This window comes from Delftia sp. WSY_12 (assembly GCF_043104645.1).
Lineage (GTDB): Bacteria > Pseudomonadota > Gammaproteobacteria > Burkholderiales > Burkholderiaceae_C > Comamonas > Comamonas tsuruhatensis.
The window spans coordinates 18,085-41,850 of the sequence record NZ_JBICKW010000008.1; the positions used below are offsets into that span (position 1 = coordinate 18,085).

The window sequence follows — 23,766 nt, forward strand, 5'->3', positions numbered from 1 at the left end:
AAGACACCGCATGCGTTTTTACCGCCCCGTTCTCAGCCTGGCGCTGGTGGCCGTGACCGCCGCCTGCTCCAGCACCGCCTTGCAGCCCACTGCCCAGGCCACCCCACAGTCCACCGCCCAGGCCAAGGCCGCGCCCAAGGCCGCCCGCACAACCTCCGCACAGTCCCCTCTCTCATGCCCCGAGGGCGAGGAAATGAAGGACAGCCAGCTGCAGGGCGAGTGGACCGGCACGGTCGAAGGCCAGGCCCAGCCCGTGCGCCTGCAGCTGGGGCCGCACCCCCAGTGGAAGGGCAACGTCAAGGGCACGATCGCGCGCGGCGCAGACACCCGGCCCATGGTCGGCGACGTGGCCGATGACCACATCACGCTGGAAGAAAGCGCCGACGGCAAGCGCATCACCGCCACCTGGCTGGGCGATGTCGTCGAAGGCAGCTGCGCCCGCGAGATCCGCGGCAACTACCTCGAAGGCGAGGATGCCGCGCCCCGGCCCTTCGTGCTGCGCAAGCTCGCGCCCTGACCGGCCCCCGAGCCTGCACACGAGCCCCCTGCTGCCTCTTCACTCATTACCCCTTACTCTTCGCTCCTTCCATCACCGGACCCCTGCCATGACGAATCCTCCACACCTGGATCGCCGCAAGCGCCCAAGCCGCACGCCGACACCCCTGCAGTGGGCCCTGGCCATGGGCCTGGGCGCCACGCCCTGGCTCGGCGCCCAGGCGCAGACCGCGCCCCGCCCCCTGTCCGAGGACGCCTGGCGCCAGTGCGCCGCCACCACGGACAACCAGTCTCGCCTGGCCTGCTTCGACACCTGGGCACAGCAGCAGCAACCGCTGACCGCGCCGCCAGCCACCGGCTGGAGTGCTCCGGCCGCCAGCGCCGCAGCCGATCCTGGCGCCCTGCCCACGCCCGCCCCCGTGGTGACGGCCGACAGCGGCCAGGGCCTGGCGCTGCCCACCACCCCCACCAACGGCGGCTGCCGCGACCCGCGCTACAGCGAGCTGTCGCGCTACTACGAGCTGGAACCGGGCAGCGACTGCGGTACCTTCAGCTTCCGCGGCTACCGGCCCATGTCCGTGTCCGTGGTGACGGCCGACCATGTCAACCGGCAGCCCACCACGCCCGGCAAGGACTCTGCGCAGTCGCAGCCCTACAAGACCGAGGAAATGCGCGTGCAGCTGTCGGTGCGCACCAAGGTCGCCCAGGGCCTGCTGACCGGCAGCACCTCGGCGGGCAAGGACTCGCTGTGGGTCGGCTACACCCAGCAGTCGTATTGGCAGCTGTTCAGCCCCGCCATCTCGCGGCCCTTCCGCAACACGGACCACGAGCCCGAGATCTTCTACGTCTACCCCACCGATGCCCGGCTGCCCTTCGGCTGGCGCTGGCGCTACAGCGGCGTGGGACTGGTGCACCAGTCCAACGGCCAGAGCGATCCGCTGTCGCGCAGCTGGAACCGCTGGTATCTGATGACCGGCTTCGAGCTGGACAACCGCTGGCAGCTGCACGCCAAGGCCTGGCAGCGCATCCGCGAAAGCGCCGAGCACGACGACAACCCGCGCATCCAGGACTACATAGGCCGGGGCGAGGTGAAACTGGGCTGGAACGTCAATGCGCAGAACTATCTGGGCTTCACTGCGCGCGGCTCGCTGGGCCAGGGCCGCGGCTCCGGCCGCGTCGAATGGCTGCGCACCCTAGGCGAAGGATGGAACGGTGGCAAGAGCAATTTGCGCCTGCATGTCCAGCTTTTCAGCGGATACGGTGACAGCCTGATCGATTACAACTACAAGCGCACCGTGCTCAGCGTGGGTTTCAGCCTTCTGGACTTCTAGAAGGCCGGCCCTCGCGGGCACGCTTTGCCGCTTGCCCTTCGCGGGGAAGCCCCGCCCCGCTGGCTGCATTGTCAGCGGCCGGGGCCATGCGTCAGAATGCGCCGATGCCCCGGGCCTTTTCAGGCAGGCCCGGAACCCGCCCCAGAACGAACCGCGGAGGTCCGCCATGGATTTGCAATACCAGCTCAAGGCCGGCAGCTACTGCCTGTACGACATGCGCGAGACGCCCAGTGCCATCACGGGCGAGCGCCGCTGCCGGCTCAGGACCGAGCTGGTGGCCATTGCCTTCGACCTGGTCACGGGCCAGGTCCATGAGCATGGCTCGCCCACGCGCATCCATGCCTGGGCGCTGTGCATGCGCCGGCGCCTGCGCGCGGCCGGCGACTGGGACCAGGCCGACAGCATCGTCGTGGTCTCCGGGCCCCTGCCGGTGGATGAGATCAACAAATGCCTGGGCATACGCGGCTACTGCCGCCGCATGTTCCAGCGCCTGGCCAGCCTGCCGCACGGCAAGCTGCAGCCCCACGCGCATTCGCACGCTCATGGCGCCCACGGCGCCTACGGAGCTTACGGCGCCCATGCAGGCCGGCACCAGAGCCATCAGGGCCAGCAGCGGCGGGCTGCCTGAAGGCCCGCGCGCCTGCCCGGCGCGGCCTCACTCGGGACTCAGGTCCTGCTCCTCATCTTCATCGCGCGGCTCGGCATGCTTGACGATGGTCACCGGCAGCCGGCTGTTGCGCGCCACCTCGCGCGAGACCGAGCCGATCAGCACGCGCCGCAGGCCGCCCTGGCCCAGCGCGCCGATGATGATCTGCTCGCAGCCCGTGCTCTCGGCAATGTCGGCCAGCGCGGCGGCGGGCTCGCCCAGGCCGATCTCCACCTCGTAGGAAATGCCGGCCGCCCGCACCAGGGCCACGGCCGGCGCCACCAGGTGCATGCCGGCGTCCACGCTGGCGGCGGCGATCATGTCCGAGTCCTGCGTGGCCAGCTCGAACAGCGAGGCCTCCTGCTGCACATGGGCCAGCACGAAATGCGCCTGCAGGCCCTGGCGCACCAGGGAGATGGCGTGGTGCACGGCATCCAGCGAGGGCTCGGACCCGTCGACGGCAATCATGATCTTCAGCATGCAGACCTCCTTTTTTGTAGCTGGCGAATCGCAACCACCCCAGTGTAGACGCGGGCCGGCTAAGCCGGACGGGCTCCGGGGACAGTCGCGGCGCGTCCGACACGCGCATGCGGCCATCTGGGACAATGGAGGGCTATGCTGCAATTCGACCTGCTCAAGACCGATCCCTCCAGCCACGCGCGCCGCGGCCAGCTCACGCTCAACCACGGCGTGGTGCAGACACCCATCTTCATGCCCGTGGGCACCTATGGCACCGTCAAGGGCGTGATGCCGCGCAGCCTGCAGGAGATGGGCGCGCAGATCATCCTGGGCAACACCTTCCACCTGTGGATGCGCCCGGGGCTGGACATCATGCAGAGCTTCGGCGGCCTGCACGGCTTCGAGAAGTGGGACAAGCCCATCCTCACCGACTCGGGGGGCTTTCAGGTCTGGAGCCTGGGCGCCATGCGCAAGATCACCGAGGAAGGCGTGCACTTCGCCAGCCCCGTCAATGGCGACAAGCTGTTCATGTCGCCCGAAGTCAGCATGCAGATCCAGACGATCCTGAACTCGGACATCGTCATGCAGCTGGACGAATGCACGCCCTACGAGACCAACGGCCACAAGACCACCGAGGCCGAGGCACGCAAGAGCATGGAGATGAGCCGCCGCTGGGCCAAGCGCTCCAGCGACGAATTCCAGCGCCTGGGCAACCCCAACGCGCTGTTCGGCATCGTGCAGGGCGGCATGTACGAGAACCTGCGCGAGGAATCGCTGCAGGCCCTGGTCGAGATGGACTTTCCCGGCTACGCCGTGGGCGGCGTCTCGGTGGGCGAGCCCAAGGACGAAATGCTGGCCATCATGGCCCACACGCCCCACCGCCTGCCGGCCCACAAGCCGCGCTACCTGATGGGCGTGGGCACGCCCGAGGACCTGGTGCAGGGCGTGGCCGACGGCGTGGACATGTTCGACTGCGTCATGCCCACGCGCAATGCGCGCAACGGCACCATCTTCACGCGCTATGGCGACCTGAAGATCCGCAATGCACGCCACAAGACCGACCACCAGCCGCTGGACCCCAGCTGCACCTGCCACGCCTGCGCCGGCGCCAGCGGCGTGAGCTGGGAGCAAGGCGGACGCGACGGCTTCTCGCGCGCCTACCTGCACCATCTGGACCGCTGCGGCGAGATGCTGGGCCCCATGCTCACCACCATCCACAACCTGCACTACTACCTGAACCTGATGCAGGAAGTGCGCAATGCGCTGGAGGCGGGCAACTTCACTGAAATGCGCGCACGCTTCAAGGCCGAGCGCGCCCGGGGCGTCTGACGCCCCTCAGCCGATTACTCGAGTCGCTCAGATCACTCAGGTCGCCATATCCTTGAGCGACCAGGACACGCCGGTCTCGAAGCCGGCGCGCATCTCGTCGGCCACGCGCTCCAGCTCGTCCAGAAACAGGCGCATGGCGGCCGCCCTGGTGTAGCCGATGCGCTGGTACAGACAGCTTGGCAGCTGTGCTCCTGCATCGTGCAGGGGCCGCCAGAGCAGGCGGCCGGCCGCCACATCCTCGGCCACGTTGTCGGGCACCAGGAATCCCAGGGCCGTGCTGCCGGCCACCAGGCGCCGCACCATGGGCACGGAGCTGGTCTCCACCAGCGGCCGCTGCTGGTGCAGGGCTGCGCTGTCCATCTGCTCCAGCATGCTGCGCAGCTCCATGCCCGGCGCCATCAGGATCAGCGGATAGGCCACGCAATCGCGCAGGCGCAGCAGGCGCGGCTCGGTGGCCAGCGGATGGCCGGGAGCCATCACCGCGCCCAGCGGCTGGGGCCAGGCCCGCACCTCCTGCACGCCGGGCGGCGGCGGGCGGCGCAGGCAATAGGCCACATCGATCTCGCCCTGCGCCACGCCGCGCAGCAGTTCCTCGCCCGTGCCCGAGCGCACGCTGAAGGTGATGCCCGGATAGCGTGCATGCAGGCTGGAGATCACCAGCGGCAGCAGGTACTCGGCCGTGGCATGGGACACGCCCACGCGCACATGGCCCCGGCGCAGGGCGCGCAGGTCCTCCACCTGGGCCAGCGCGTTGTCGAAGTCACGCTGGCTGCGCCGCACGGCCGCCAGCATCAGCTCCCCGGCGGTTGTCAGCTGCATGCCGCGCGGCAGGCGGTCGAACAGCGGCACGCCGACCTGGGCCTCCAGGTTGAGGATCTGCTGGTTCACGGCCGCCGCCGTCAGGTGCAGCGTGACGGCGGCCTTGCGCACCGAGCCACGGCGCGCCACCTCGTCAAAACAGCGAAAGGCCTGGGAGATTGCGGGCATGGCGCGGAGTGTAAATTTTTATCTGATACCTCATCCAAAACAAACAGCTATTCCTGACGCTTGCGACTGCCTACAGTGGCGCTCATTCCCCGCCCTCCTTTGAAAGCAGCCCATGGCAAGCACCGTAGACCAAGTCACCCAGCGCCGCCGCGGCGTCGGACTCATCGCCCACGACCCCGCCCTTTCGGCCGGCGGCTACACCCTGATCGCGCCGCAGACGGCCGACGGCCATGTCTACCTGGTGGACATCGAGGGCCGCGTGGCCCATGAATGGAAGCTGCCCGTGCGCGCGGGCCGCCATGCCGTGATCCTGCCCAACGGCAACCTGGGCTACAACGGCAACCATCCCCGCTCGCCCGACCGCTATGCGCCGTGGTCCATGTGGCACGGCGGCGATTTCTACGAGGTCACGCCGCAGGGCGAGATCGTCTGGCGCCACGAGGACCCGGACCACCACCATGACGCGCAATGGCTGCCCAACGGCCACCTGCTCTATGCCGCCTGCGCGCCCGTGCCCGAGGGCTTTGCCGAACGCGTGCCCGGCGGCACCGCGCACGGAGCCGGCGAGGTGATGTACGGCGACGTGATCCGCGAGGTGGACCGCAGCGGCCGCCTGGTCTGGGAGTGGAAGGCCTGGGAGCACCTGAAGCCCGAGGATTTCCCCATCCACCCGGGCTTTGGCCGCTACCACTGGCCGCTGGTCAACGGGCTGGGCGTGAGGGCCGACGGCAGCGTGCTCATGAGCCTGCGCACCACCTCCGGCATCATCGCCGTGGACAAGGCCAGCGGCGCGGTGACGCTGCACATTCCGCCTTCCGTGGTCTCGCACCAGCATGCGCCCGTGGCGCTGGCCAACGGCCACATCCTGGCCTTCGACAACGGCAACTTCCGCGAAGGCGCCCACGTGGCCTTCTCGCGCGTGGTGGAGATCGATCCTGCCGACCACCGCGTGGTCTGGAGCTACCAGGACGAGATGGTCAACGCCTTCTACACCGCCTTCATGGGCAATGCCCAGCGCCTGTGGAACGGCAACACCCACATCACCGAATCGGCCACGGGCCGGCTCTTCGAGGTCACGCCTGCGGGGGAAGTGGTCTGGGAATACATCCTGCCCTGGTTCGCCGAGTATCCCGATGCCGCAGCGCGCCGCACCGGCCCCGGCCGGCTCAACAGCGTGTTCCAGACCTGGCGCTACCACGCGGACCAGCTGCCCTGGCTGGGCGCTGCCGGGAGGCTGGCATGAGCCTCAACCGCAGGCAACTGGCGGCCTGGATGCTGGGCGCGCCCTGGCTTTCGCCGGCAGCCCGCGCCTCCACGGCTGGGGCCGACGCCTGGCCCAGCCAGCCGCTGACCGTGGTGGTGCCCTTTTCGCCAGGCGGCAGCGTGGACGTGGCCGCACGCCTGGTCATGCCGAGGCTGGCCGAGCGGCTGCACCAGCCCGTGGTCATAGAGAACACGGTGGGCGCCTCGGGCACCATCGCCACTCAGCGTGTCATCAAGGCCCGGCCCGACGGGCACACCGTGCTGTTTGGCGTGGCCAGCTGCGTGCTGATCGCGCCGCTGGTCTCGCCAGAACGCTTTCGCTATGACGGCCTCAGGGAGCTGCTGCCCGTGGCGCCCGTGGCCTCTTCGGCCTTCGTGCTGGCAGGCCGCCCCGACCTGCCGGCCGCCACGGCGGCCGAGCTGGTGCAGCTGTCACGCCAGCAACCGGGCCGGTTGACCGTGGGCACCGACGGCGTGGGCACCAGCCTGCACCTGACGGCCGAAATGCTCCAGCAGCAGGCCGGCCTGTCATGGACGCATGTGCCCTACAAATCCGGCCCGCAGGCGCTGACCGAGCTGGCAGGCGGGCAGATCGACCTGGCCGTGCTGCCCGTGGCCCTGGTCCAATCCTTCGTGCGCGAGGGCAAGCTGCGCGGCCTGGGGGTGACATCGCGCCAGCGGGCCGCCACCTTGCCGCAGACACCCAGCCTGTCGGACACGGCGGTCTGGCAGGCGTTCGATGTCGAAGCCTGGCAAGGCCTGCTGCTGCCAGCCCGCACCGATGCCCGCATTGCAGAGCGCCTGGCCCGGGAGACCGCCGCCGTGCTGGCCGAGCCGGACCTGGTGCGCAAGCTGGCCGAGGCCGGCTTCAAGCCCATGGTCATGGAGCAAGCCCAGTTCACCGCCCACCTGCAAAGGGAGAGAAAGCTGCTGGAGGCCACCGTGCAGGCAGCCCGCCTGCAAGGCACAGGCTGACCCGGCCAGGCCCGGCCAAGCGCTGCTTGCGGTGCTACTGCAGGGCGCCGGGCGAGACAAACGAGAGGCCGGCCATCTGCACCAGGGTCCGGCCCCGGGTCAACGGGTAGGAGGGCGAAGGAGACAACGCGCGCGGCTGCAGCCGGAAAAAGGCCTTGCCGCCACAGCGCTGGCCCAGCATCTCGAACTCGGCGCCTTCCAGGCGGCAATCCACCTGCAGGCCCGGTGCGGGCTCATGGGCGATGCCAGACAGCTGCGACAGGCGCTGCAGCGCATCGGGCTCGGGCAGCACGGTGGTTTCGGCGCTGCCATCGACATGCTGGACATGCACGGGCCGGCCAGCCAGGACCTTGAGCGGATACACCAGTTCCAGGCCCGCCCGCCCGGCGCGCAGGCCCCGCTGCAGGCCGCCGTCGACATCCCCCTGGGCACGCGCCCAGCACGTGAAGCTCAGTCCGCGCGCCGAACCCACGATGCGCACGCGCCAGGCCAGGCTCAGCTCCTCGCAGTCCACCACCGTTTCGTAGAAGGCCTCGAAGCGGCCGGCCCGCTCGCGCAGGCTCAGTTCGCCCGCGCCATGCACACAGCGGTCACCCTGTCCGTCGCGCGCCACAAAGGCCATGGAGCGCAGGATGTCGACGCCGCCATAGCGGACATTGCGCAGGCCGCCGTCGGCCAGTTCGGCGCGGAGCGGGCCGGCCTGCAACTGGCGGGGGCCGGACTGCAGATGCCTATCCCAGCCTTGCGCAGACACCACGATGCCAGCGCCCTCGGGCCCGTTGCCGGCGATTTCAGCGAACCATTGGTTCATATTTGCACCCTTGTCCATTCCGAGCATGGATGCCGATGCTATGGACGATCGGTGCGCATGAATAACGATGTTTTCTGTCACTCGTCGTGAGCTGCACTCACAAGCGGTCAGGCATTCCGGCATCAGTCCGGGGAGCCGGGGCGCCGTTCAAGACCTGCGGGGCCTGTTGCGGCTCCAGCACCGTGCAGTTGCGGCCCTGGGCCTTGCCTCGGTACAGCGCCGCATCGGCGCGCGCGATGGTGGCCTCCACCGATTCGCCCGTGCGGTACTGCGCCGCGCCCAGCGTGCAGGTGACGCGGGCGCCATCGCCCAGGGTGTGCGTCCACGGAGCCTCGGCAATGCGCATGCGCAGGCGCTCCAGCAATTCGCCGGCCTGGGCAAGGCCGGTGTCCGGCAGCACCAGCAGGAATTCCTCGCCGCCATAGCGGCCCACGCCATCTGTACTGCGCAGCTGCGACTTCAGCAGCGCGCCGAAAGCGCGCAACACGCGGTCGCCGCCTTCATGGCCAAAGCTGTCGTTGATGCGCTTGAAGTGGTCTATGTCCAGCAACGCGACGCACAGCACCTCGCCACGCTCCTGGGCTGCGGTGCGCACTTCGTGCAGCCGCTCCATCACGCCGCGCCGATTGCTGACGCCGGTCAGGTCGTCATGGCGCAGCAAGGCCTCGATCTGCGCCAGCGCAGCGGCCAGCTTGTCATTGGCGATGCCCAGCCGGTACTGCATGCTGCGAAAGAAGGTCGCCTGCACGCTGCAGCGCACCACGGCCCCAAGCACCACGCCGAAGGCCAGCAGCTGGCCCGCAGCCGTGTCCGTGGTCATGCGCATCAGCGGACCCCGCCAGCAGATGATGGCGGCCACGGCAACGAGGGTGCCTATCCACGTCAGCCAGAAGCTGGTGCGGCTGCGTGCGAGAAAACCGTCGGCGCTGAAGGCGATCAGCATCACCATCGACTGGAACGCCAGCGCGGGTGCCGCCATGACCATGCCCAGCACGCCGATGATGGACACCAGCTGGTGCGTGAGGAACATGCCCGGATCGCGCAGCTTGTGGCACCAGTCGCTGGCATAGGCCCAGGTGATGAAGCCCATGCCGGCCGCCACCCACAGTCCATAGCCCAGCACCACGGGCCAGGGCGCGTAGCCGGCCCATGCATGGCCCAGGAACAGCAGCAGCGCATAGAGATGGCTGAGCAGCACGGAGATGTGCAGCTGCCAGGTGCGGCGTTTCCAGCGCTCCAGGTGCAGCGCCTCGTCCACCAGCGGTGACGCCGGCTTCGGCCCCCAAAGGAGGCGGTCGGGAAGATTCCGGGAAATGGAGGAAAGCACGGGCATGCAATGAAGCGCGGCGGGCCGGCGGCCCCGATGGGCGCCCATTGTGACCGCATCCGGGAAATCCCGAGGAGCGCGCTCCCCCGCAGGGGATGAACAGGCCCTATCGCAGGCTGTGCGTCTAGGACGCGCGCGGCGGCCGCACATCCTCGGCCACCACGATCTGGTTGCGCCCGCAGGCGCGGCCATGCAACAGGGCTGCCTCGGCCCGCTGCACCAGCCGCTCCGAGGTCTCGCCCGCCTGGAACTCCGCCACGGCCAGGGTCAGGGTCAGCGGGTCCTTGTCGGGATCGGGGATGGGCGTTTCGCTCCAGCGCTGCTGGCGCACACCCTCGCGCACGCGCTGCAGGGCCCAGACGGCCTGGACCGAGGCGGTATCGGGCATCACCAGCATGAAGGTGTCGTCGCGGTAGCGGCCTATGCCGTCCACGGTGCGCAGATGCGTGACCAGCAGGCCGCTGAGCATGAGCAGCACGCGGTCCTGCAGCGAGGGGCCCTTGTAGGCCTGGTGAACACCCACGCGCTCCACCCACGGGTCCAGCTCCAGCAGCACCACGCAAAACGGCTCGGGCTTGCGGGCATGGCGTTCGCGCAGGCCATCGACCACATCCATCAATCGCGCGTAATTGGCCACACCGGTGAGTGTGTCGCGCCCCGTGGGCAATTGCAGCGAGCCCACGCGTTTTTGCAACTGCTGCACATCGTCGGCCAGTTGGCCGCAATAGCTCGACAGCTGCGCCAGCTCCTCGGTGTACTGGCGCTGCATGCGGCTCAGCGCCTGCCACAGCGCCAGCGCATGCACGGCCAGCGGCAGCAGCACGCTGGCCAGCCACAGGATGCGCACGGCGACCGGGCCCGGCGCCATCTGCGGCATGGGCCTGGCCACCACCACGGCGCAGAGCATGGCCAGCATGGCGCACAGCACCACCACCTGGCCCGTGGGCAGATGCAGCGCCTGCTCGCGCTCGCCATCCCAGGGCAGCCAGGCGACGGCCGCCAGCCACAGCAGGGCACAAGCCCAGGCCAGGGTCGGCTGCCATGCCGCCAGCAGCAAGGCCATCGTGGCCTGTATCCAGCCATGGCCGCGCAGCGTCCGGGTCAGCGGCAAGCCGGCTGCATGGCAGCGCCAGATCCAGGCCATGCCGGCCAATGCCGACAGCGCGGCGTAGGCCGCCCATGCTTTCCATGAAGAAGGGCCCGCCAGCACATGACCTGCCAGAAGGGCAGCCCCCACGGCCCAGGCCGCAAGGGGAAGGACATGGGCGGACCCGCCGGCCGGTGGGTGGGCGGGTTGCGCTCGCGTGTGTTGTGGGGGATACGGCAGCTGGCGTGACATGGCATCCTCGCTGAAGACATCTGCGCCCCGGCCGAGCGCGCAAGCCATGGTGTACCACAACCCCGTGCAGCTTCAAGGGGCTTGGAGCCCCTGACGGCCAGGCCGGCTCAGCCTGCCGCCGGCCCGGGCTCCTGCGCCCGGGGCAGCACCGCGCCCGCCTTCCTGCCGTGGCCATCGGCCTGGGTGCCGCAGCTGTGGCAAAAGCGTACAAAGGCGCTCTTGCGGGTGCTGCAGCTGCCGCAGCGGTCGAACAGGCCGATGCCGCAGTGGGGACAGAAGTCGATGGCGCCGTCCTTCAGATCCACGGGGCGCTCGCAGCCCGGGCACACGCCCTTGGCCAGGCGGGCCAGGGCCACGTCGTAGCCCAGTTCCTGGCGCCGCTGCGTCTCCGGCAGCGATTCCTGCTGCTTTTGCCTTTCAAGATAGCGGTTCAGGCTCAGGATGGCCGCGCGCCCCAGCAGCACCGTCACCACGATACCGACCACATAGCGCACGTAGCCGCCGTAGTCGGGCAGGTACGGCACAAGTTCAACGAAGAAAGCGAACAGCGCAAAAAAGATGAATCCCCAGACGAAGGGCCACCAGGTGCTCTTGCGCTGTTTGGCGAACAGCCAGCCGGCCGCCAGCAGCAGCGGCAGGGTCAGCGCCAGGCGGTAGAGAAAGACACGCAGCTCGACGGCGCGCATCTCCGTGCGCCAGGATTCCATGGCACCGTCGCGCAGATCGTCCCATTGGCGGTTGGCCGCGTCCAGGCGCTGCCGCGCCCGCAGGCTCGTATCCTGCAGCCGCTCCACGGAGGCGCGGGCGGTGTTCTCTTCCTGCTTGATGGCATCGAGCGCCTGGGTGCGCGACAGCAGTTCGCTGTCCTGCTCGGGCCGGGCGGTGGCACGGCGCGTGGCCACCCAGTTGTCGAAGGTCTCGCGCGCCGAGCGGTAGCGCGACTGCGCGGCCTGGTACTTGAGCCGTGCGTTCTCCAGCGCCGTTTCCGCCTTGTCGTGGTCGGCATCGGCGGCCTTGATCTCGGCCTTCACGGGCTCGGCCGCCTCGGGCGCGATGAAGTCCTCCACCGTGCGCGGCGACTCGACCTGGGGCAGGTCGCCCACCACCAGGCCGCCCAGGCCGATGAGGAAGGACGCGAACACCACCGCCACCAGCCACAGGCCTCGGCGGAACCATTTCTCGGGCAGACGCAGGGCCTTGCTCATGGGGAAACTCCTGTTTCAGTGGCCTGCGGCCGAGGAAGACCGCAGGCGGAGGAAGAGCCGGTCCGAATCAGGGCAGCACGCGCACCGGACCCGCCAGCTGGCTGCGCTGCAGCCACTGCGTCACCGATTCCACGGTCACGGTCTCTATGCGGCTGGCATAGCGCTTGTCGTTGGGATGGTCGTCGAAGGCGATGTTGGCGGCCGTCACGCGCCCGCCCAGCCGCGACAGCGCGCGGATGACCAGCACGCCCGGCTCGTAGCCCTTGAACTGCAGCCAGGCCTGGGCCTGCTGGCGCCGCTGCACCGTGGCCGGCTCCATGGCGGCGGCCAGGGTTTCGGTGGCCCACTGGTTGGACTGCTGGTAGCGCTGCCCCCAGGCGTAGCTGACCATGCTGTAGGGCTCGTGCTGCAGGCGCAGCACGGTCTGGGGCTGGGTCAGAAAGGTCCACAGCGCCTGCTGCACGGCGGGCGTGGGCACCTGAACGCCGGCCTCGTAGCGCCACAGGTCGTCCAGGAAGAACTCGCCCAGGCCCTGGCGGTAGACATGGCCGCCGGCCGTGCCGCATTCGTTGAGCTTGTGCGCCACGCGCCAGGGGCCTTCGGGGGTCCTGTAGGCCCAGCCGTAGTGCGAGTAGTGCAGGTCGTACTTGCTCAGGTCCTGGCCCACGCGCGCCAGCAGCACGACACGGGTGCCGTTCTTCGCGTACTCGGCATCCAGCGCCTGGGATGTGCGCTGGGCCAGGTCCAGGCCCTTTTGCAGGGATTGGGGGGTGAGGGGCTTGTCCTCGCAGCTGCGCCCTGCATGGGCCGTGCCCAGCGCGGCGGCCAGGAGCAGGCCCAGGCAGGCGGCACGGGCTGCAGGGGAAGGAGAAAGCAGCGGTTTCATGGCGGGCATCACAGGCGTTCGTTGTGCAGCAGGGCCTTGCCCATCTCGTTGGGGATGAAGGCCAGCACCTTGCCGGCCGCCGAGATGATGACGCCCGTGCCGATCACGCTGCAGGTCAGCACCGTGCCCACGGCGTAAGCCGAGGCGGAGGCGCCTCGCCCCACCACTTCCACGCTGGCCTGGGCGCCGTCGGAGGCACGCTCCAGCAGGTAGACCGTGCCCGTGGCCGAGGCCTGCACCGCCTTCACGGTCAGCACCGCGCCGCCCACCGACAAAGCGGCAGGCACGGCCACCACGGCGCCAGCGGCCGCCGAAGCCACCGAAGCCGTGCCCACCACGGAGGCCACGGGCAGCATGGACAGCGCCACCGAGGCCTCGCTTTGCGCATGGGCAGGCGCCATGGCCAGGGCTGCGCACAGCGCACCAGCGGCCAGCAGGGCACGCGGCAGGCGCGTGAAAACGGATTGGTTGACCATCATTGCTTGGACTCCTGGAAATGCGGGGAAGGGGTGGACATCACTCGGCGTCGGCCGGTTGCGCGGCCTCGCGGCGGCCATGCATGCGGGCCTGCGCCAGGTCGGCCTCGTGGCGGTCACGCAGCATCTTGGCCAGCGTGAAGGCGGTGGTGATGAGATAGAGCCAGCTCACGCCCAGGAAGGCCTTGTAGGTCACGTTGATGTCCATGCTCACCAGCCCCCAGCCGGTCAGCGCCATGGACACGGCAAAGCCGCCCCAGACCACCAGCTTCCACATGGGCGTGTCGCCTGCGCCGCTGCGGCCGCCCTCGTTGTCCCGCACGAACTTGGCCAGCACGAAGGCGGCCGAGAGGCAGAACACATAGCCCATCACCATGAAGGCCTGCTCCAGCTGCTCGCCGGGCAGCCATGCCAGGCCGATGGCGCACAGCGAGACCGCAATGCCGAACGACACCCACACCTGCAGTTGCCAGGCCCGGGTATCACGCTGAACGACGATGGGAGAAGAGGACATTTGCCGAGGTGCCCCTCAAGGGCATTGGTTGAACACGGGACGCATGGTGCCCAGACGTAACTTGCGTGTCTGCATTCAACCGTAACAGTGGCCAGACACAGGCCATCGAGTATCTTCAAACGGTACTTTTCAAGTTTTTGACTGTTGTTTACACCCCAAAAAGTTCCTGCATGTGACACCAGCACACAGGACATCGGGCACGGCACCTGGGCGACAGGAACCCTGCGGCGCGCCACAGACAATGCGCCCACCCCGGCTGCAGTGCAGCGGGCAATCGCACGTTCGCCACGCTGATTGATGGAGATCTCCCATGACCAAACCCTTTGACCTCGTCGTCCACGGCGCCACCGGCTTTACGGGCCGGCTGGTGGTGGAGTACCTGCTCAGGCGCTACCCCGCAGGCAGCGGCCTGCGCTGGGCCATGGGCGGGCGCAATGCCGCCAAGCTCGCGGCCGTGCGCGACGAGCTGGGCGCGCCCGCCGATACCCCGCTGGTGGTGACCGACACCGGCAATCCCGCAAGCCTGCAGGCGCTGATGGAGCAGGCCCGCCTGGTGCTGACCACGGTGGGCCCCTACCAGCTCTACGGCAACGAACTCGTGGCCGCCTGCGCCCGCGCCGGCGTGGACTATGTGGACCTGTGCGGCGAGCCAGCGTGGATGCGCCAGATGATCGATGCCCACGAGGCCGCAGCCCGGGCCAGCGGCGCGCGCATCGTGTTCTCCTGCGGCTTCGATTCCATTCCCTTCGACCTGGGCGTGTTCATGCTGCAGCGAGAGATGCAGGCCCGCTTCGGCCAGCCCGCCCAGCGCGTGCGGGGCCGGGTGCGCAAGATGAAGGGCACGTTCTCGGGCGGCACGGCGGCCAGCCTCAAGGCCACCATGGCGGCGGCCGCCCAGCCGGGCGTGCTGGAACTGCTGCGCAATCCGTTCTCGCTCACGCCGGGCTTCGAGGGTCCGCGCCAACCGTCCGGCAGCAAGCCCATGGTGGACGAGGTGCTGGGCCTGTGGGTGGCGCCCTTCGTGATGGCGGCCATCAACACGCGCAACGTGCACCGCTCCAACTTTCTGCTGGGCCATGCCTATGGCGCCGACTTTGTCTACGACGAGATGATGGTCACAGGCGCGGGCGAAAAGGGCGAGGCCCTGGCCAACGCCGTGGCGGCCGACAAGTCGCTGGGCGCGGACGACGGCCCCAAGCCTGGCGAGGGGCCATCGCGCGAAGAGCGTGAATCGGGCTTCTACGACGTGCTGTTCATCGGCACCGACACGGCCGGCCACAGCCTGCGCGTGGGCGTCAAGGGCGACCGCGATCCGGGCTACGGCTCCACGTCCAAGATGATCACCGAGGCCGCCGTCTGCCTGCTGCAGGACGCCCCGGACACGCCCGGCGGCATCTGGACCACGGCGCCTGCCATGGGCGACGCGCTCATCGCCAGGCTCAAGGCCAATGCCGGCCTGAGCTTCACGGTGGAGGAACAGAACCCCTCTTAGGCCGCCAGCAGCCGCTGCACGCGCTCGCGCAGCAGCGCGGGCTGCACCTCGGCCTGGGCCATGGGCTGGCCCACGTTCAGGCCCACACGGTTGAACAGGCCACGGCGGAAGGGCCGCACCATGGCGCCGCCCTGCTCGATGCGGCTGAAGTACGAGCCCCAGAGATTGGTCAGCGCCATGGGGACCACGGGCACCTGCAGGCCATCGGCCTGGGCGCGCTCGACGATCTTCATGATGCCGCCACGGAACTCCTGCAGCTGCCCGTCGCGCGTGATGCCGCCCTCGGGGAAGATGGCCAGCAGGTCGCCCTCGCGCAGCACCTGGGCGGCGCGCTCGAACGCAGCCTCGTAGGTGGCGGGATCTTCCTTCTGGGGCGCGACGGGGATGGCCTTGGCCAGGCGGAACAGCCAGCCCAGCAGGGGCACGCGGAAGATGCGGTGGTCCATCAGGAAGTAGATGGGCCGGGGGCTGGCGGCCATGAGCAGCACGGCATCGACAAAGCTCACATGGTTGCAGGCCAGGATGGCCGCGCCGGTGGCCGGGATGTGCTCGTCGCCCTGCACCTTGAAGCGGTACACGAAGCGCGAGACCACCCAGGCCACGAAGCGCAGCAGGTACTCGGGCACCAGCAAGAAGATGTAGGCCGCCACCACGGCATTGGCAATGCCCGTGATCAGGAAAACCTGGGGAATGCTGAAGCCCGCCGCCAGCAGCGCGCCGGCCAGCACGCTGGAGGCGATCATGAACAGCGCGTTGAGGATGTTGTTGGCCGCGATGATCCGCGCGCGGTGCGTGGGCTGGCTGCGCATCTGGATCAGCGCGTACATGGGCACGCTGTAGATGCCGGCCGACAGGGCCAGCATGCCCAGGTCGGCCATCACGCGCCAGTGCGCGGGCTGGGCAAAGAAGGCACCCACGCCCATCAGCTCGGAGGCCGGCAGCGCGCGCGAGGCAAAGAACAGGTCCACGGCGAACACGCTCATGCCGATGGCGCCCAGCGGCACCAGGCCGATCTCCACATGGCGGCGGCTGAACACCTCGCACAGCAGCGAGCCCGTGCCAATGCCCACGGAAAACACCACCAGCAGCAGCGAGGCCACATGCTCGTCGCCATGCAGCACCTCCTTGGCAAAGCTGGGGAACTGGGCGAGGAACACGGCGCCGAAGAACCACATCCAGCTGATGCCCAGCAGCGAGCGGAACACGGCGGGCTGCTCGCGGGCCAGCTGCAGGTTGCGCCAGGTCTCGGTGAAGGGGTTCCAGTTGATGACCAAATGCGGATCGGTGGCCGGCGCATTGGGGATGAACTGCGCAAAGATCCGCCCGATCACCGCCAGCGCCAGGCAGGCCACGGCCACCTGCAGATGGCCGACCTCGGGCACGGCCACCAGCAGGCCGCCGGCCACGTTGCCCAGCAGGATGGCCACGAAGGTGCCCATCTCCACCATGCCGTTGCCGCCCGTCAGCTCGCGCTCGCTGAGCACCTGGGGCAGGTAGGCGAATTTCACGGGGCCGAACAGCGTGGAGTGCAGGCCCATCAGGAAGACGCAGCCCAGCAGCAAGGGCACATTGGCCTGGATGAAGCCCCAGGCGGCCAGCGCCATGATGGCGATCTCCAGGTTCTTGACCAGGCGGAACATGCGCGTCTTGTCCCACTTGTCCGTCAGTTGGCCCGAGGTGGCCGAGAACAGCAGGAACGGCAAGATGAACAGCGCCCCGATCACCAGCCCCGCCATGGCCGAAGGCAGCCAGGAGACGCTGAGCTGGTAGGTCACCATCACGGTGAGCGCGAACTTGAACAGGTTGTCGTTGGCCGCCCCCGAGAACTGCGTCCAGAAGAACGGCGCAAAGCGCCGCTGGCCCAGCAGGGCGAACTGGTTGGGGTGCTCGTGCGCGGCCGATGGCACGGCGCCGGCCGTTGCGGTGGGGGCAGACGGGCTGCCGGTCTCTTGCTGGAACATCTTGTCTTCCCTCAACGGTTGGTGGCGCCGCCGTGGCCGCACGCATCGGCGCACATTGTGCCCGTACTGGCCATGCGCGCCGTGCCGGCCGCACGCAGCGCGGTGATCACGGGCAGGGCGGCGGCCGCCGCCACCACATGCTTGAGGCTGTGGCCGGACACCAGCCCGCCGGTGGCCTCGAAGACGGCCGCATCGCCCCACTCCAGCAGCTTGGCCGCGCCATACCAGGCGATCACCATGCCCAGGCGCAGCGCCAGCGCGCCATGGCGCGGCGCCACGCAGGCCAGGCCCAGCACCGCCAGCATGCCGCCGCCCTGCACCAGCGCCCAGGGCAGCAGGTTGCCGCCATGCAGCCAGACCAGCACCGAGGCCACGGCGGCGACCAGCATGGCCACCGCGGCGCGCACGGCCACGCGGTCGGCAATGCGCGATTGCAGCGCCAGTCCCAGCATGCCGGCAAAGGCCATGGACATGCCCAGCCGGTCGCCGGCCAGGGTGGCATCGTGGGGGGCCCAGTGGTAGACGGACGAACCTATGGCCGAACACGCCAGCCCCGTGAAGAACAGCGCGGCCAGCCAGCGCAGGGCCGGCGCCAGCGCCTGGCTACGCCGGTCCAGCAGCAGGCGCGCCCCCGTCACGGCAGCCCAGGCAAAGCCCAGGTTGCTGAGCACATCCAGCGCATGGGGCAGCGGCCCCCAGGCGCGCTGGTCGGCAAACGCGTGAAAGTCCTGGGGCTGCGGCACTGCAGGGCCAATCAAGGCGGCCAGCAGCAGCAAGGCGGCGCCCCAGTACAGCGCGCGTAGGGCGGCGGCCGGTGAAATCAATGTGGATGGCATGTGTTGCTCCTCGTGGAAAGTGGCGCGGAGTGTGGCGAGCCATCGGCCCTTCCAGCATCGTTTTTCTGCACCCGCCGCGCAAACCAGCACCTCGGGTATCGATAATCGCTACCCATGAGCACCACTGCCGACCTCGTCATCGCCCTCAAGAAGGAACTCAAGGCCGCCCAGATGACCTATGCCGACCTGGCGCGCGCCCTGGGCATGGCCGAGTCCAGCGTCAAGCGCATGCTGGCCAAGGGCGACATGCCGCTGTCGCGCATCGATGCCATCTGCCGCGCGCTGAGCCTGGACTTCGCCGACCTGGCGCGCCGCGTGGCCGACAGCCAGCCGCTGCTGCAGGAGATGACGCCGGAGCAGGAGAACGCCGTGGTCGCCGACCGCAAGCTGCTGCTGATGGCCATCTGCGTGCTCAGCCAGTGGACGCTGGAGCAGATCGTGGCCACCTACCGCATGACCGAGGCCGAAGGCATCCGCTACCTGGCCCAGCTGGACCGCATCGGCATCATCGAGCTGCGCCCCGGCAACCGCTACCGGCTGCGCCTGGCCAAGACCTTCCGCTGGCGCGCGCGCGGGCCGGTGATGGAGTACTTCCGCGAGAACGCCGTGCTCGACTATTTCGGCGGCGGCTTCGACCAGCCGGGCGAGGGCATGCTGATGGTGCACGGCTCCATCGGCCGGCATCTGGCGCCCAGCTTCGTGGAACGCATACAGCGGCTGGCCCATGATTTTTCCCAGCAGCACCTGCAGGACCAGCGCCTGCCGCCCGGCCAGCGCGAGGGCTACACCCTGGTGCTGGCCATGCGCAGCTGGGAATTCACGGCGTTCACGGCCCTGAGAAGAGGCACTGTCTGACGGCGGCTGCAGGACGGCAGCCTGCGCTGCAGCGCCTGGCAACAAGGCTTCACCAAGGCGATACACAAGATTGCAAGACTTCGCGTCGCGGCAACCCGGGCTTGACGCAGCACTCGCACCATGCAGTCATGGATTCCCGTCACAGGGACTCCAGCCCGATGAACCAAGGACAAGGAGCCGCCATGATTTCCCTTCGCACACCGCTGATCGCCGCGACCGTGGCCCTGGCCGGATGGGCCGGGACCGCGCAGGCCCAGGCCAACGTGACCTACGCGGCGCCGGGTGCCGCCATCTCTGTGCAGTTCGGCGCGCCGCCCCCCATGCGCTACGAGGCCGTTCCGGCACCGCGCCGCGGCTATGTGTGGGCGCCGGGCTACTGGCGCCCGCAAGGCCACCGCCATGCCTGGGTGGCCGGCCACTGGGTCAAGGCGCGCCCCGGCTATGTATACCGCCAGCCCGTGTGGTCGCAGCACGGTGGCCGCTGGGGCTACGCACCCGGCCGCTGGGACCGTGACCGCGACGGCGTGCCGGACCGCCATGACCGCCGCCCCAACAACCCCTACCGCCATTGATGGGCGCTTGCGCCCGGCATGAAGCCCGCCCCATCGGCGGGCTTTTTGCTGAGCGCTGCGGCCATGCCCACACTGGCTTCATACCAACATATGCATATAAAAGTGGCTCATTAAGTTCTCAGGAAAATATGGGAATTGATTCACCGGATTTCCCTGCACACCATGCGCCCCTCGCTTTTCCGCTCCTGGATTCCCGCCGCCGCCGCGGCCCTGGCCGTCCTCGGCTCCACCGCAGCGGTGGCAGCCGATTCGGCGGCTTCGTGGCCGCACCAGCCCGTGACCATGATCCTGGGCTTCCCGGCAGGCTCGGGCGTGGACGTGATCGCGCGCGGCGTGCAGGAGCCGCTGTCCCAGCGCCTGGGCCAGCCCCTGATCATTGACTACAAGTCGGGTGCGGCCGGCAACATCGCCAGCGAGATCGTGGCGCGCGCCAAGCCGGACGGCTACACGCTGGCCTTCGGCACGGCGGCTACGCACGGCAGCAATGCGGCGCTTTACAAGAAGCTGCCGTTTGACGTGGAAACCGACTTCGTGCCCGTGGCGCCGCTGATCGATGTGTCCAACGTGCTGACCATCAACCCCAACGTGATCAACGTCAGGAACCTCAAGGAGTTCGTGGACGAGATCAAGGCCAACCCCGGCAAGTACAACTACGCCTCCACGGGCAACGGCGCGGGCACGCACATGGCCTTTGCAGAGTTCAATGCGCGCCTGGGGCTGAACATGGTCCACGTGCCCTACAAGGGCGGCCCCGAGGCCATCACCTCGGTGCTGCGCGGCGAGACCTGCTGCATCATGAACCAGGTCCAGACCGTGCTGCCGCACTACAAGAGCGGCAAGGTGCGCCTGCTGGGCGTGACCACGGCCAAGCCCGTGGAAGTGATCAAGGAAGTGCCCACCATCGCCTCCAGCGGCCTGACGGGCACCAAGGGCTTCGACAGCTCGATCTGGTTCGGCATCTTCGCGCCCAAGGGCACGGACCCGGCCATCGTGGCCAAGCTCGGCCAGGCCGTGCGCGAGGTGCTGGAGCTGCCCGAGGTGCGTGCGCGCTTCGAGTCCCAGGGCAATGCCATCCGCATAGAGACGCCCGAGCAGTTCAAGAAAACCGTGCACAACGACCGCCTGAAATGGGCACAGGTGGTCAAAGACGCGAAAATCAGCATCGATTGATGCCGCGCGCGCCCGCAGGCCCTGCCCCGCTGGCGCGCCTTTCCTCGTGAGTTCCTGGTGAGTCTATGTCCCTGACCGAACCGGCAGCCGCGGCCCCTGCGGGCCTGGCTGCCCTTGAAGAACGCCTGCGCGACGACCTCGTCGCTCTGGGCTGGCCTGCCAAGGCCTGGATTCCTCCCTCCACCCGCGACGGCCAGCCCGTGCACGATGTCCTGGTCATCGGCGCCGGCCAGGCCGGCCTGGCCCTGTCGGCCGCGCTGTCCCAGCTGGGCATCGCGGCCGTTTTGCTGGACAAGGCCCCGCTGGACTTCGAAGGCCCCTGGGCCACGACGGCGCGCATGGAAACCCTGCGCTCGCCCAAGGAGCTGACCGGCCCCGCGCTGGGCCTGCCCTCGCTGACCTTCCGCGCCTGGTTCATCGCCCAATGGGGCCGCGAAGCCTGGGCCGCGCTGGACAAGATCCCGCGCCTGCAGTGGATGGACTACCTGCGCTGGTACCGCCGCGTGATGCGCTGCGACGTGCGCAACGGCCACCAGGTCACGGCCATCCGCCCGCAGGCCGACGGCACGGTCGAGGTCGATGTGACGGCCGATGGCGCCTCGCGCACCTGGCTGGCGCGCCGCGTGGTGCTGGCCACGGGCCGCGACGGCCTGGGCGGCCCGCAGATCCCCGCCTTCATGCAGGGCGTGGACCGCAGCCGCTGGGCACACTCCTCCGACGTGCTCGACTACGGCCGCCTGGCCGGCCTGCACGTGGGCGTGGTGGGCGCGGGCTCGTCGGCCATGGACAGCGCGGCCACCGCGCTGGAGAACGGCGCCGCCAGCGTGGACCTGCTGGTGCGCCGCAGCGACCTGCCGCGCATCAACAAATCCAAGGGCTCGGGCACGCCCGGCCTCACGCACGGCCAGTTCCTGCTGCCCGACGCCTGGAAATGGCGCATACGCCACTACATCAACGTGCAGCAGGTGCCACCGCCGCACGGCAGCACGCTGCGCGTCTCGCGCCACGCCAACGCCCACTTCAACCTGGGCTGCGCCGTGCAGAAGGTGGAGCAGGCAGGCGACAAGCTGCGCGTGAGCACGCCGCGCGGCGTGTTTACGCTGGACTTCCTGATCGTCTCCACCGGCTTTGCCATCGACTGGCGCCAGCGCCCCGAGTTCGCCGACCTGGCGCCCCATGTGCGCATCTGGAGCGACCGCTTCGTGCCCGAGGCGGGTGCCGAGGACCAGGAACTGTCGGACTCGCCCGACCTGGGCCCGCTGTTCGAGTTCCAGGAAAAGACGCCCGGCGCCCTGCCCGGCCTGGACCATGTGCACTGCTTTTGCTATCCGGCCGCGCTGTCGCACGGCACGGTGTCGGGCGATATCCCCGCCATCAGCGACGGCGCGCGCAAGCTGGCCCAGGGCCTGGCCTCGCTGTTCTACCGCGAGGACCTGGAACACCACTACGCCCAGCTGCAGTCCTATTCCGAGCCCGAGCTCGACGGCGGCGAATGGACGCCCGCCGACCCCGAAGCCCGCGTGCGGGCCCTGGCAGACAAGACCTGAGATACCCATGACCACCGCCAACGACACCATCGACCGCCTGGCCGGCCTGACCGACCAGTCCCCCGTTTTCGCCACGCGCCGCCAGCGCGACAAGGTGGCCATTGCCACCCAGGCCTGCGAGGACCTGCTGCTGGGCGACGGCCTGGCCGACAGCCTGTCGCGCGCCGAACGCCTGGTGCTGGCCAGCGAGCAATGCCGCGTCAGCGGCGTGCAGGCCCTGGCCGATGAATACCGCCAGCGTGCCGAGTCCCTGGGCGACGCCCTGACGCCCGCGCTGCGCACCGTGCTGGCCCAGCCCGGCGCCCAGACCGGCAACGCCCGCCTGGATGCGGCCCTGCACTTTGTGCGCACCCTGGCCCTGCACCCGGCCGAGAGCGACCGCGCGGCCCTGCTGGCCATGCCCGAGTCCGGCCTGTCCATCGACGACACCGTGCTGGTGGCCCAGCTGGTGGGTTTCATCGCCTACCAGTTGCGCCTGTTCGCGGGCGTGCAGGCCATGGTCGCGCTGGGCGGCCAGGCCAGCACGCCGGCTGCCGAAGCCGCCGCCGCCCCCTTCGTGCACCCCGCCAACCTGCCGCCACCGGGCGAGCCGCTGCGCCGCAACGGCTACACCAGCGAGACGCTGGACTGGACGTCCTGGCTGCCCGTGCTCGACCCCGCCACGGCCACGGCCGAGCAGCAGGCCGTGCTGGACCTGAGCCACCCCAAGGCGCGCACGTCGGACTTCTACCTGCTGCTGGCCCGCCAGCCGCGCGTGCTGTCGGAGCGCTCGCAGGCCTTCAACGCCATCATGTACGCGCCCGGCGGCCTGTCGCGCGCCGAGCGCGAGGTGGCGGCCACGGCCGTGTCGCGCTCCAACGGCTGCGTGTACTGCGCATCGGTCCACGCCCAGCGCTTCGAGCAACTGGCCAAGCGCAACGATGTCATGGCACAGATGTTCGACGACCCCGACACGGCCGGCACCAATGCGCGCGAACGCGCCATCATCCAGTCCTCGCTGGCCCTGACGCGCGCGCCCGGCAGCTTTGGCGCCGCCCAGCTGCAGCCGCTGCGCGATGCCGGCCTCACGGACCAGGAAATCCTGGACATGCTGCACTCGGCCGCGCTGTTCGGCTGGGCGAACCGGTTGATGCTCAATCTCGGGAAGGAAAAGTACATCACCCCCTGAGGCGCTTACGCGCCTTCCCCCCGTGGCACGGCGCCTCTCTACCCGCTTCGCGGGGAGGGGGACGACACCCTCGGTGCGGGGCGGCGCGGCCGGCGTAGGCCCTTCCTCGGTGTCCCTGACTT

The 23,766-nt window shown here is 69.2% G+C and carries 23 protein-coding genes; 12 read left to right on the top strand and 11 right to left on the bottom strand.

Going from position 1 to position 23,766, the window contains the following annotated elements; translation table 11 throughout:
• Nucleotides 1-10 precede the first annotated feature (10 nt).
• The 3 genes from ACF8LI_RS03930 (at nucleotide 11) to ACF8LI_RS03940 (ending at nucleotide 2,454) form a co-directional block, all read left to right on the top strand.
• Nucleotides 11-517: a hypothetical protein gene (locus ACF8LI_RS03930; RefSeq protein WP_209803054.1), complete on the top strand. Its 507-nt coding sequence runs from the start codon at nucleotides 11-13 to the stop codon at nucleotides 515-517.
• 88 nt (nucleotides 518-605) lie between these two features.
• Nucleotides 606-1,826: a phospholipase A gene (locus tag ACF8LI_RS03935; RefSeq protein WP_392412122.1), complete on the top strand. Its 1,221-nt coding sequence runs from the start codon at nucleotides 606-608 to the stop codon at nucleotides 1,824-1,826.
• 166 nt (nucleotides 1,827-1,992) lie between these two features.
• Nucleotides 1,993-2,454: a hypothetical protein gene (locus ACF8LI_RS03940; RefSeq protein ID WP_392412124.1), complete on the top strand. Its 462-nt coding sequence runs from the start codon at nucleotides 1,993-1,995 to the stop codon at nucleotides 2,452-2,454.
• Nucleotides 2,455-2,481: 27 nt separating this feature from the next.
• Here ACF8LI_RS03940 and ACF8LI_RS03945 read toward each other — a convergent pair whose 3' ends face one another.
• Nucleotides 2,482-2,952: a universal stress protein gene (locus tag ACF8LI_RS03945; protein WP_016450367.1), complete on the bottom strand. Its 471-nt coding sequence runs from the start codon at nucleotides 2,950-2,952 to the stop codon at nucleotides 2,482-2,484.
• A 135-nt stretch (nucleotides 2,953-3,087) separates the two neighbouring features.
• On the opposite strand from ACF8LI_RS03945, the gene tgt reads away from it, so the two are divergent.
• Nucleotides 3,088-4,260, top strand: coding sequence for a tRNA guanosine(34) transglycosylase Tgt (gene tgt / locus ACF8LI_RS03950; RefSeq protein ID WP_016450366.1), 1,173 nt, complete (start codon nucleotides 3,088-3,090; stop codon nucleotides 4,258-4,260).
• A 36-nt stretch (nucleotides 4,261-4,296) separates the two neighbouring features.
• Here tgt and ACF8LI_RS03955 read toward each other — a convergent pair whose 3' ends face one another.
• On the bottom strand, nucleotides 4,297-5,247 hold the full coding sequence (locus ACF8LI_RS03955; RefSeq protein ID WP_016450365.1) for a LysR family transcriptional regulator: 951 nt from the start codon (nucleotides 5,245-5,247) through the stop codon (nucleotides 4,297-4,299).
• A 112-nt stretch (nucleotides 5,248-5,359) separates the two neighbouring features.
• Here ACF8LI_RS03955 and ACF8LI_RS03960 point away from each other — a divergent pair, with 112 nt between their 5' ends.
• Together ACF8LI_RS03960 and ACF8LI_RS03965 are read left to right on the top strand one after the other, a co-directional pair.
• A complete protein-coding gene (locus ACF8LI_RS03960; protein WP_392412127.1) occupies nucleotides 5,360-6,490 on the top strand; it encodes an aryl-sulfate sulfotransferase in 1,131 nt (376 codons plus the stop codon).
• Nucleotides 6,487-7,485: a tripartite tricarboxylate transporter substrate binding protein gene (locus ACF8LI_RS03965; RefSeq protein ID WP_046239256.1), complete on the top strand. Its 999-nt coding sequence runs from the start codon at nucleotides 6,487-6,489 to the stop codon at nucleotides 7,483-7,485. The genes ACF8LI_RS03960 and ACF8LI_RS03965 overlap by 4 nt, the downstream gene beginning before the upstream one ends.
• 34 nt (nucleotides 7,486-7,519) lie before the next feature.
• On the opposite strand, the gene ACF8LI_RS03970 is transcribed toward ACF8LI_RS03965, so the two are convergent.
• The 7 genes from ACF8LI_RS03970 to ACF8LI_RS04000 form a co-directional block, all read right to left on the bottom strand.
• Entirely contained in the window at nucleotides 7,520-8,296 is a 777-nt protein-coding gene (locus ACF8LI_RS03970; RefSeq protein ID WP_017406527.1) for a hypothetical protein, read from the bottom strand.
• A 97-nt stretch (nucleotides 8,297-8,393) separates the two neighbouring features.
• Nucleotides 8,394-9,554 (bottom strand): diguanylate cyclase, encoded by a 1,161-nt coding sequence (locus ACF8LI_RS03975; protein WP_392412128.1) that lies wholly within the window; start codon nucleotides 9,552-9,554, stop codon nucleotides 8,394-8,396.
• A gap of 193 nt (nucleotides 9,555-9,747) precedes the next feature.
• The gene (locus ACF8LI_RS03980; RefSeq protein WP_227472683.1) at nucleotides 9,748-10,767 is read right to left on the bottom strand and encodes a GGDEF domain-containing protein; all 1,020 of its coding nucleotides are present in this window, start codon (nucleotides 10,765-10,767) and stop codon (nucleotides 9,748-9,750) included.
• Between the two features lie 302 nt (nucleotides 10,768-11,069).
• Nucleotides 11,070-12,167, bottom strand: a complete 1,098-nt coding sequence (locus ACF8LI_RS03985) for a serine endopeptidase (RefSeq protein ID WP_392412131.1) — start codon at nucleotides 12,165-12,167, stop codon at nucleotides 11,070-11,072.
• A 67-nt stretch (nucleotides 12,168-12,234) separates the two neighbouring features.
• The gene (locus tag ACF8LI_RS03990; protein ID WP_016450358.1) at nucleotides 12,235-13,053 is read right to left on the bottom strand and encodes a DUF2145 domain-containing protein; all 819 of its coding nucleotides are present in this window, start codon (nucleotides 13,051-13,053) and stop codon (nucleotides 12,235-12,237) included.
• Nucleotides 13,054-13,061: 8 nt separating this feature from the next.
• Nucleotides 13,062-13,532 (bottom strand): hypothetical protein, encoded by a 471-nt coding sequence (locus ACF8LI_RS03995; RefSeq protein WP_016450357.1) that lies wholly within the window; start codon nucleotides 13,530-13,532, stop codon nucleotides 13,062-13,064.
• Between the two features lie 37 nt (nucleotides 13,533-13,569).
• On the bottom strand, nucleotides 13,570-14,043 hold the full coding sequence (locus tag ACF8LI_RS04000) for a YiaA/YiaB family inner membrane protein (RefSeq protein WP_012202471.1): 474 nt from the start codon (nucleotides 14,041-14,043) through the stop codon (nucleotides 13,570-13,572).
• Between the two features lie 310 nt (nucleotides 14,044-14,353).
• Here ACF8LI_RS04000 and ACF8LI_RS04005 point away from each other — a divergent pair, with 310 nt between their 5' ends.
• Nucleotides 14,354-15,535: a saccharopine dehydrogenase family protein gene (locus ACF8LI_RS04005; RefSeq protein ID WP_392412133.1), complete on the top strand. Its 1,182-nt coding sequence runs from the start codon at nucleotides 14,354-14,356 to the stop codon at nucleotides 15,533-15,535.
• Here the strand turns inward: ACF8LI_RS04005 and ACF8LI_RS04010 are convergent.
• The gene (locus tag ACF8LI_RS04010) at nucleotides 15,532-17,496 is read right to left on the bottom strand and encodes an MFS transporter (RefSeq protein ID WP_074922662.1); all 1,965 of its coding nucleotides are present in this window, start codon (nucleotides 17,494-17,496) and stop codon (nucleotides 15,532-15,534) included. The genes ACF8LI_RS04005 and ACF8LI_RS04010 overlap by 4 nt on opposite strands.
• Nucleotides 17,497-17,507: 11 nt before the next feature.
• Nucleotides 17,508-18,332, bottom strand: coding sequence for a hypothetical protein (locus ACF8LI_RS04015; RefSeq protein ID WP_026062680.1), 825 nt, complete (start codon nucleotides 18,330-18,332; stop codon nucleotides 17,508-17,510).
• Nucleotides 18,333-18,446: 114 nt separating this feature from the next.
• On the opposite strand from ACF8LI_RS04015, the gene ACF8LI_RS04020 reads away from it, so the two are divergent.
• From ACF8LI_RS04020 to ACF8LI_RS04040, 5 genes are all read left to right on the top strand, one after another.
• Entirely contained in the window at nucleotides 18,447-19,187 is a 741-nt protein-coding gene (locus tag ACF8LI_RS04020; RefSeq protein WP_012202467.1) for a helix-turn-helix transcriptional regulator, read from the top strand.
• Nucleotides 19,188-19,369: 182 nt separating this feature from the next.
• Nucleotides 19,370-19,759 (top strand): YXWGXW repeat-containing protein, encoded by a 390-nt coding sequence (locus ACF8LI_RS04025; protein ID WP_016450353.1) that lies wholly within the window; start codon nucleotides 19,370-19,372, stop codon nucleotides 19,757-19,759.
• A gap of 162 nt (nucleotides 19,760-19,921) precedes the next feature.
• Nucleotides 19,922-20,929, top strand: a complete 1,008-nt coding sequence (locus ACF8LI_RS04030; RefSeq protein ID WP_017406536.1) for a tripartite tricarboxylate transporter substrate binding protein — start codon at nucleotides 19,922-19,924, stop codon at nucleotides 20,927-20,929.
• Nucleotides 20,930-20,994: 65 nt separating this feature from the next.
• Complete coding sequence (locus tag ACF8LI_RS04035; RefSeq protein WP_252653290.1) at nucleotides 20,995-22,476, top strand: SidA/IucD/PvdA family monooxygenase; 1,482 nt, start codon at nucleotides 20,995-20,997, stop codon at nucleotides 22,474-22,476.
• A 7-nt stretch (nucleotides 22,477-22,483) separates the two neighbouring features.
• The gene (locus ACF8LI_RS04040; protein ID WP_016454492.1) at nucleotides 22,484-23,644 is read left to right on the top strand and encodes a peroxidase-related enzyme; all 1,161 of its coding nucleotides are present in this window, start codon (nucleotides 22,484-22,486) and stop codon (nucleotides 23,642-23,644) included.
• The last annotated feature ends 122 nt before the right edge of the window (nucleotides 23,645-23,766 follow it).

Coding starts and splice junctions, on each gene's coding strand:
- ACF8LI_RS03990 (WP_016450358.1), bottom strand. CDS start 13,053: ATGAAACCGCTGCTTTCTCCTTCCCCTGCAGCCCGTGCCGCCTGCCTG.
- ACF8LI_RS03955 (WP_016450365.1), bottom strand. CDS start 5,247: ATGCCCGCAATCTCCCAGGCCTTTCGCTGTTTTGACGAGGTGGCGCGC.
- ACF8LI_RS04025 (WP_016450353.1), top strand. CDS start 19,370: ATGATTTCCCTTCGCACACCGCTGATCGCCGCGACCGTGGCCCTGGCC.
- ACF8LI_RS03940 (WP_392412124.1), top strand. CDS start 1,993: ATGGATTTGCAATACCAGCTCAAGGCCGGCAGCTACTGCCTGTACGAC.
- ACF8LI_RS04020 (WP_012202467.1), top strand. CDS start 18,447: ATGAGCACCACTGCCGACCTCGTCATCGCCCTCAAGAAGGAACTCAAG.
- ACF8LI_RS03960 (WP_392412127.1), top strand. CDS start 5,360: ATGGCAAGCACCGTAGACCAAGTCACCCAGCGCCGCCGCGGCGTCGGA.
- ACF8LI_RS04005 (WP_392412133.1), top strand. CDS start 14,354: ATGACCAAACCCTTTGACCTCGTCGTCCACGGCGCCACCGGCTTTACG.
- ACF8LI_RS03930 (WP_209803054.1), top strand. CDS start 11: ATGCGTTTTTACCGCCCCGTTCTCAGCCTGGCGCTGGTGGCCGTGACC.
- tgt (WP_016450366.1), top strand. CDS start 3,088: ATGCTGCAATTCGACCTGCTCAAGACCGATCCCTCCAGCCACGCGCGC.
- ACF8LI_RS03945 (WP_016450367.1), bottom strand. CDS start 2,952: ATGCTGAAGATCATGATTGCCGTCGACGGGTCCGAGCCCTCGCTGGAT.
- ACF8LI_RS04035 (WP_252653290.1), top strand. CDS start 20,995: ATGTCCCTGACCGAACCGGCAGCCGCGGCCCCTGCGGGCCTGGCTGCC.
- ACF8LI_RS04000 (WP_012202471.1), bottom strand. CDS start 14,043: ATGTCCTCTTCTCCCATCGTCGTTCAGCGTGATACCCGGGCCTGGCAA.
- ACF8LI_RS04010 (WP_074922662.1), bottom strand. CDS start 17,496: ATGTTCCAGCAAGAGACCGGCAGCCCGTCTGCCCCCACCGCAACGGCC.
- ACF8LI_RS04030 (WP_017406536.1), top strand. CDS start 19,922: ATGCGCCCCTCGCTTTTCCGCTCCTGGATTCCCGCCGCCGCCGCGGCC.
- ACF8LI_RS04015 (WP_026062680.1), bottom strand. CDS start 18,332: ATGCCATCCACATTGATTTCACCGGCCGCCGCCCTACGCGCGCTGTAC.
- ACF8LI_RS04040 (WP_016454492.1), top strand. CDS start 22,484: ATGACCACCGCCAACGACACCATCGACCGCCTGGCCGGCCTGACCGAC.
- ACF8LI_RS03980 (WP_227472683.1), bottom strand. CDS start 10,767: ATGGCCTGGATCTGGCGCTGCCATGCAGCCGGCTTGCCGCTGACCCGG.
- ACF8LI_RS03935 (WP_392412122.1), top strand. CDS start 606: ATGACGAATCCTCCACACCTGGATCGCCGCAAGCGCCCAAGCCGCACG.
- ACF8LI_RS03970 (WP_017406527.1), bottom strand. CDS start 8,296: ATGAACCAATGGTTCGCTGAAATCGCCGGCAACGGGCCCGAGGGCGCT.
- ACF8LI_RS03965 (WP_046239256.1), top strand. CDS start 6,487: ATGAGCCTCAACCGCAGGCAACTGGCGGCCTGGATGCTGGGCGCGCCC.
- ACF8LI_RS03985 (WP_392412131.1), bottom strand. CDS start 12,167: ATGAGCAAGGCCCTGCGTCTGCCCGAGAAATGGTTCCGCCGAGGCCTG.
- ACF8LI_RS03995 (WP_016450357.1), bottom strand. CDS start 13,532: ATGATGGTCAACCAATCCGTTTTCACGCGCCTGCCGCGTGCCCTGCTG.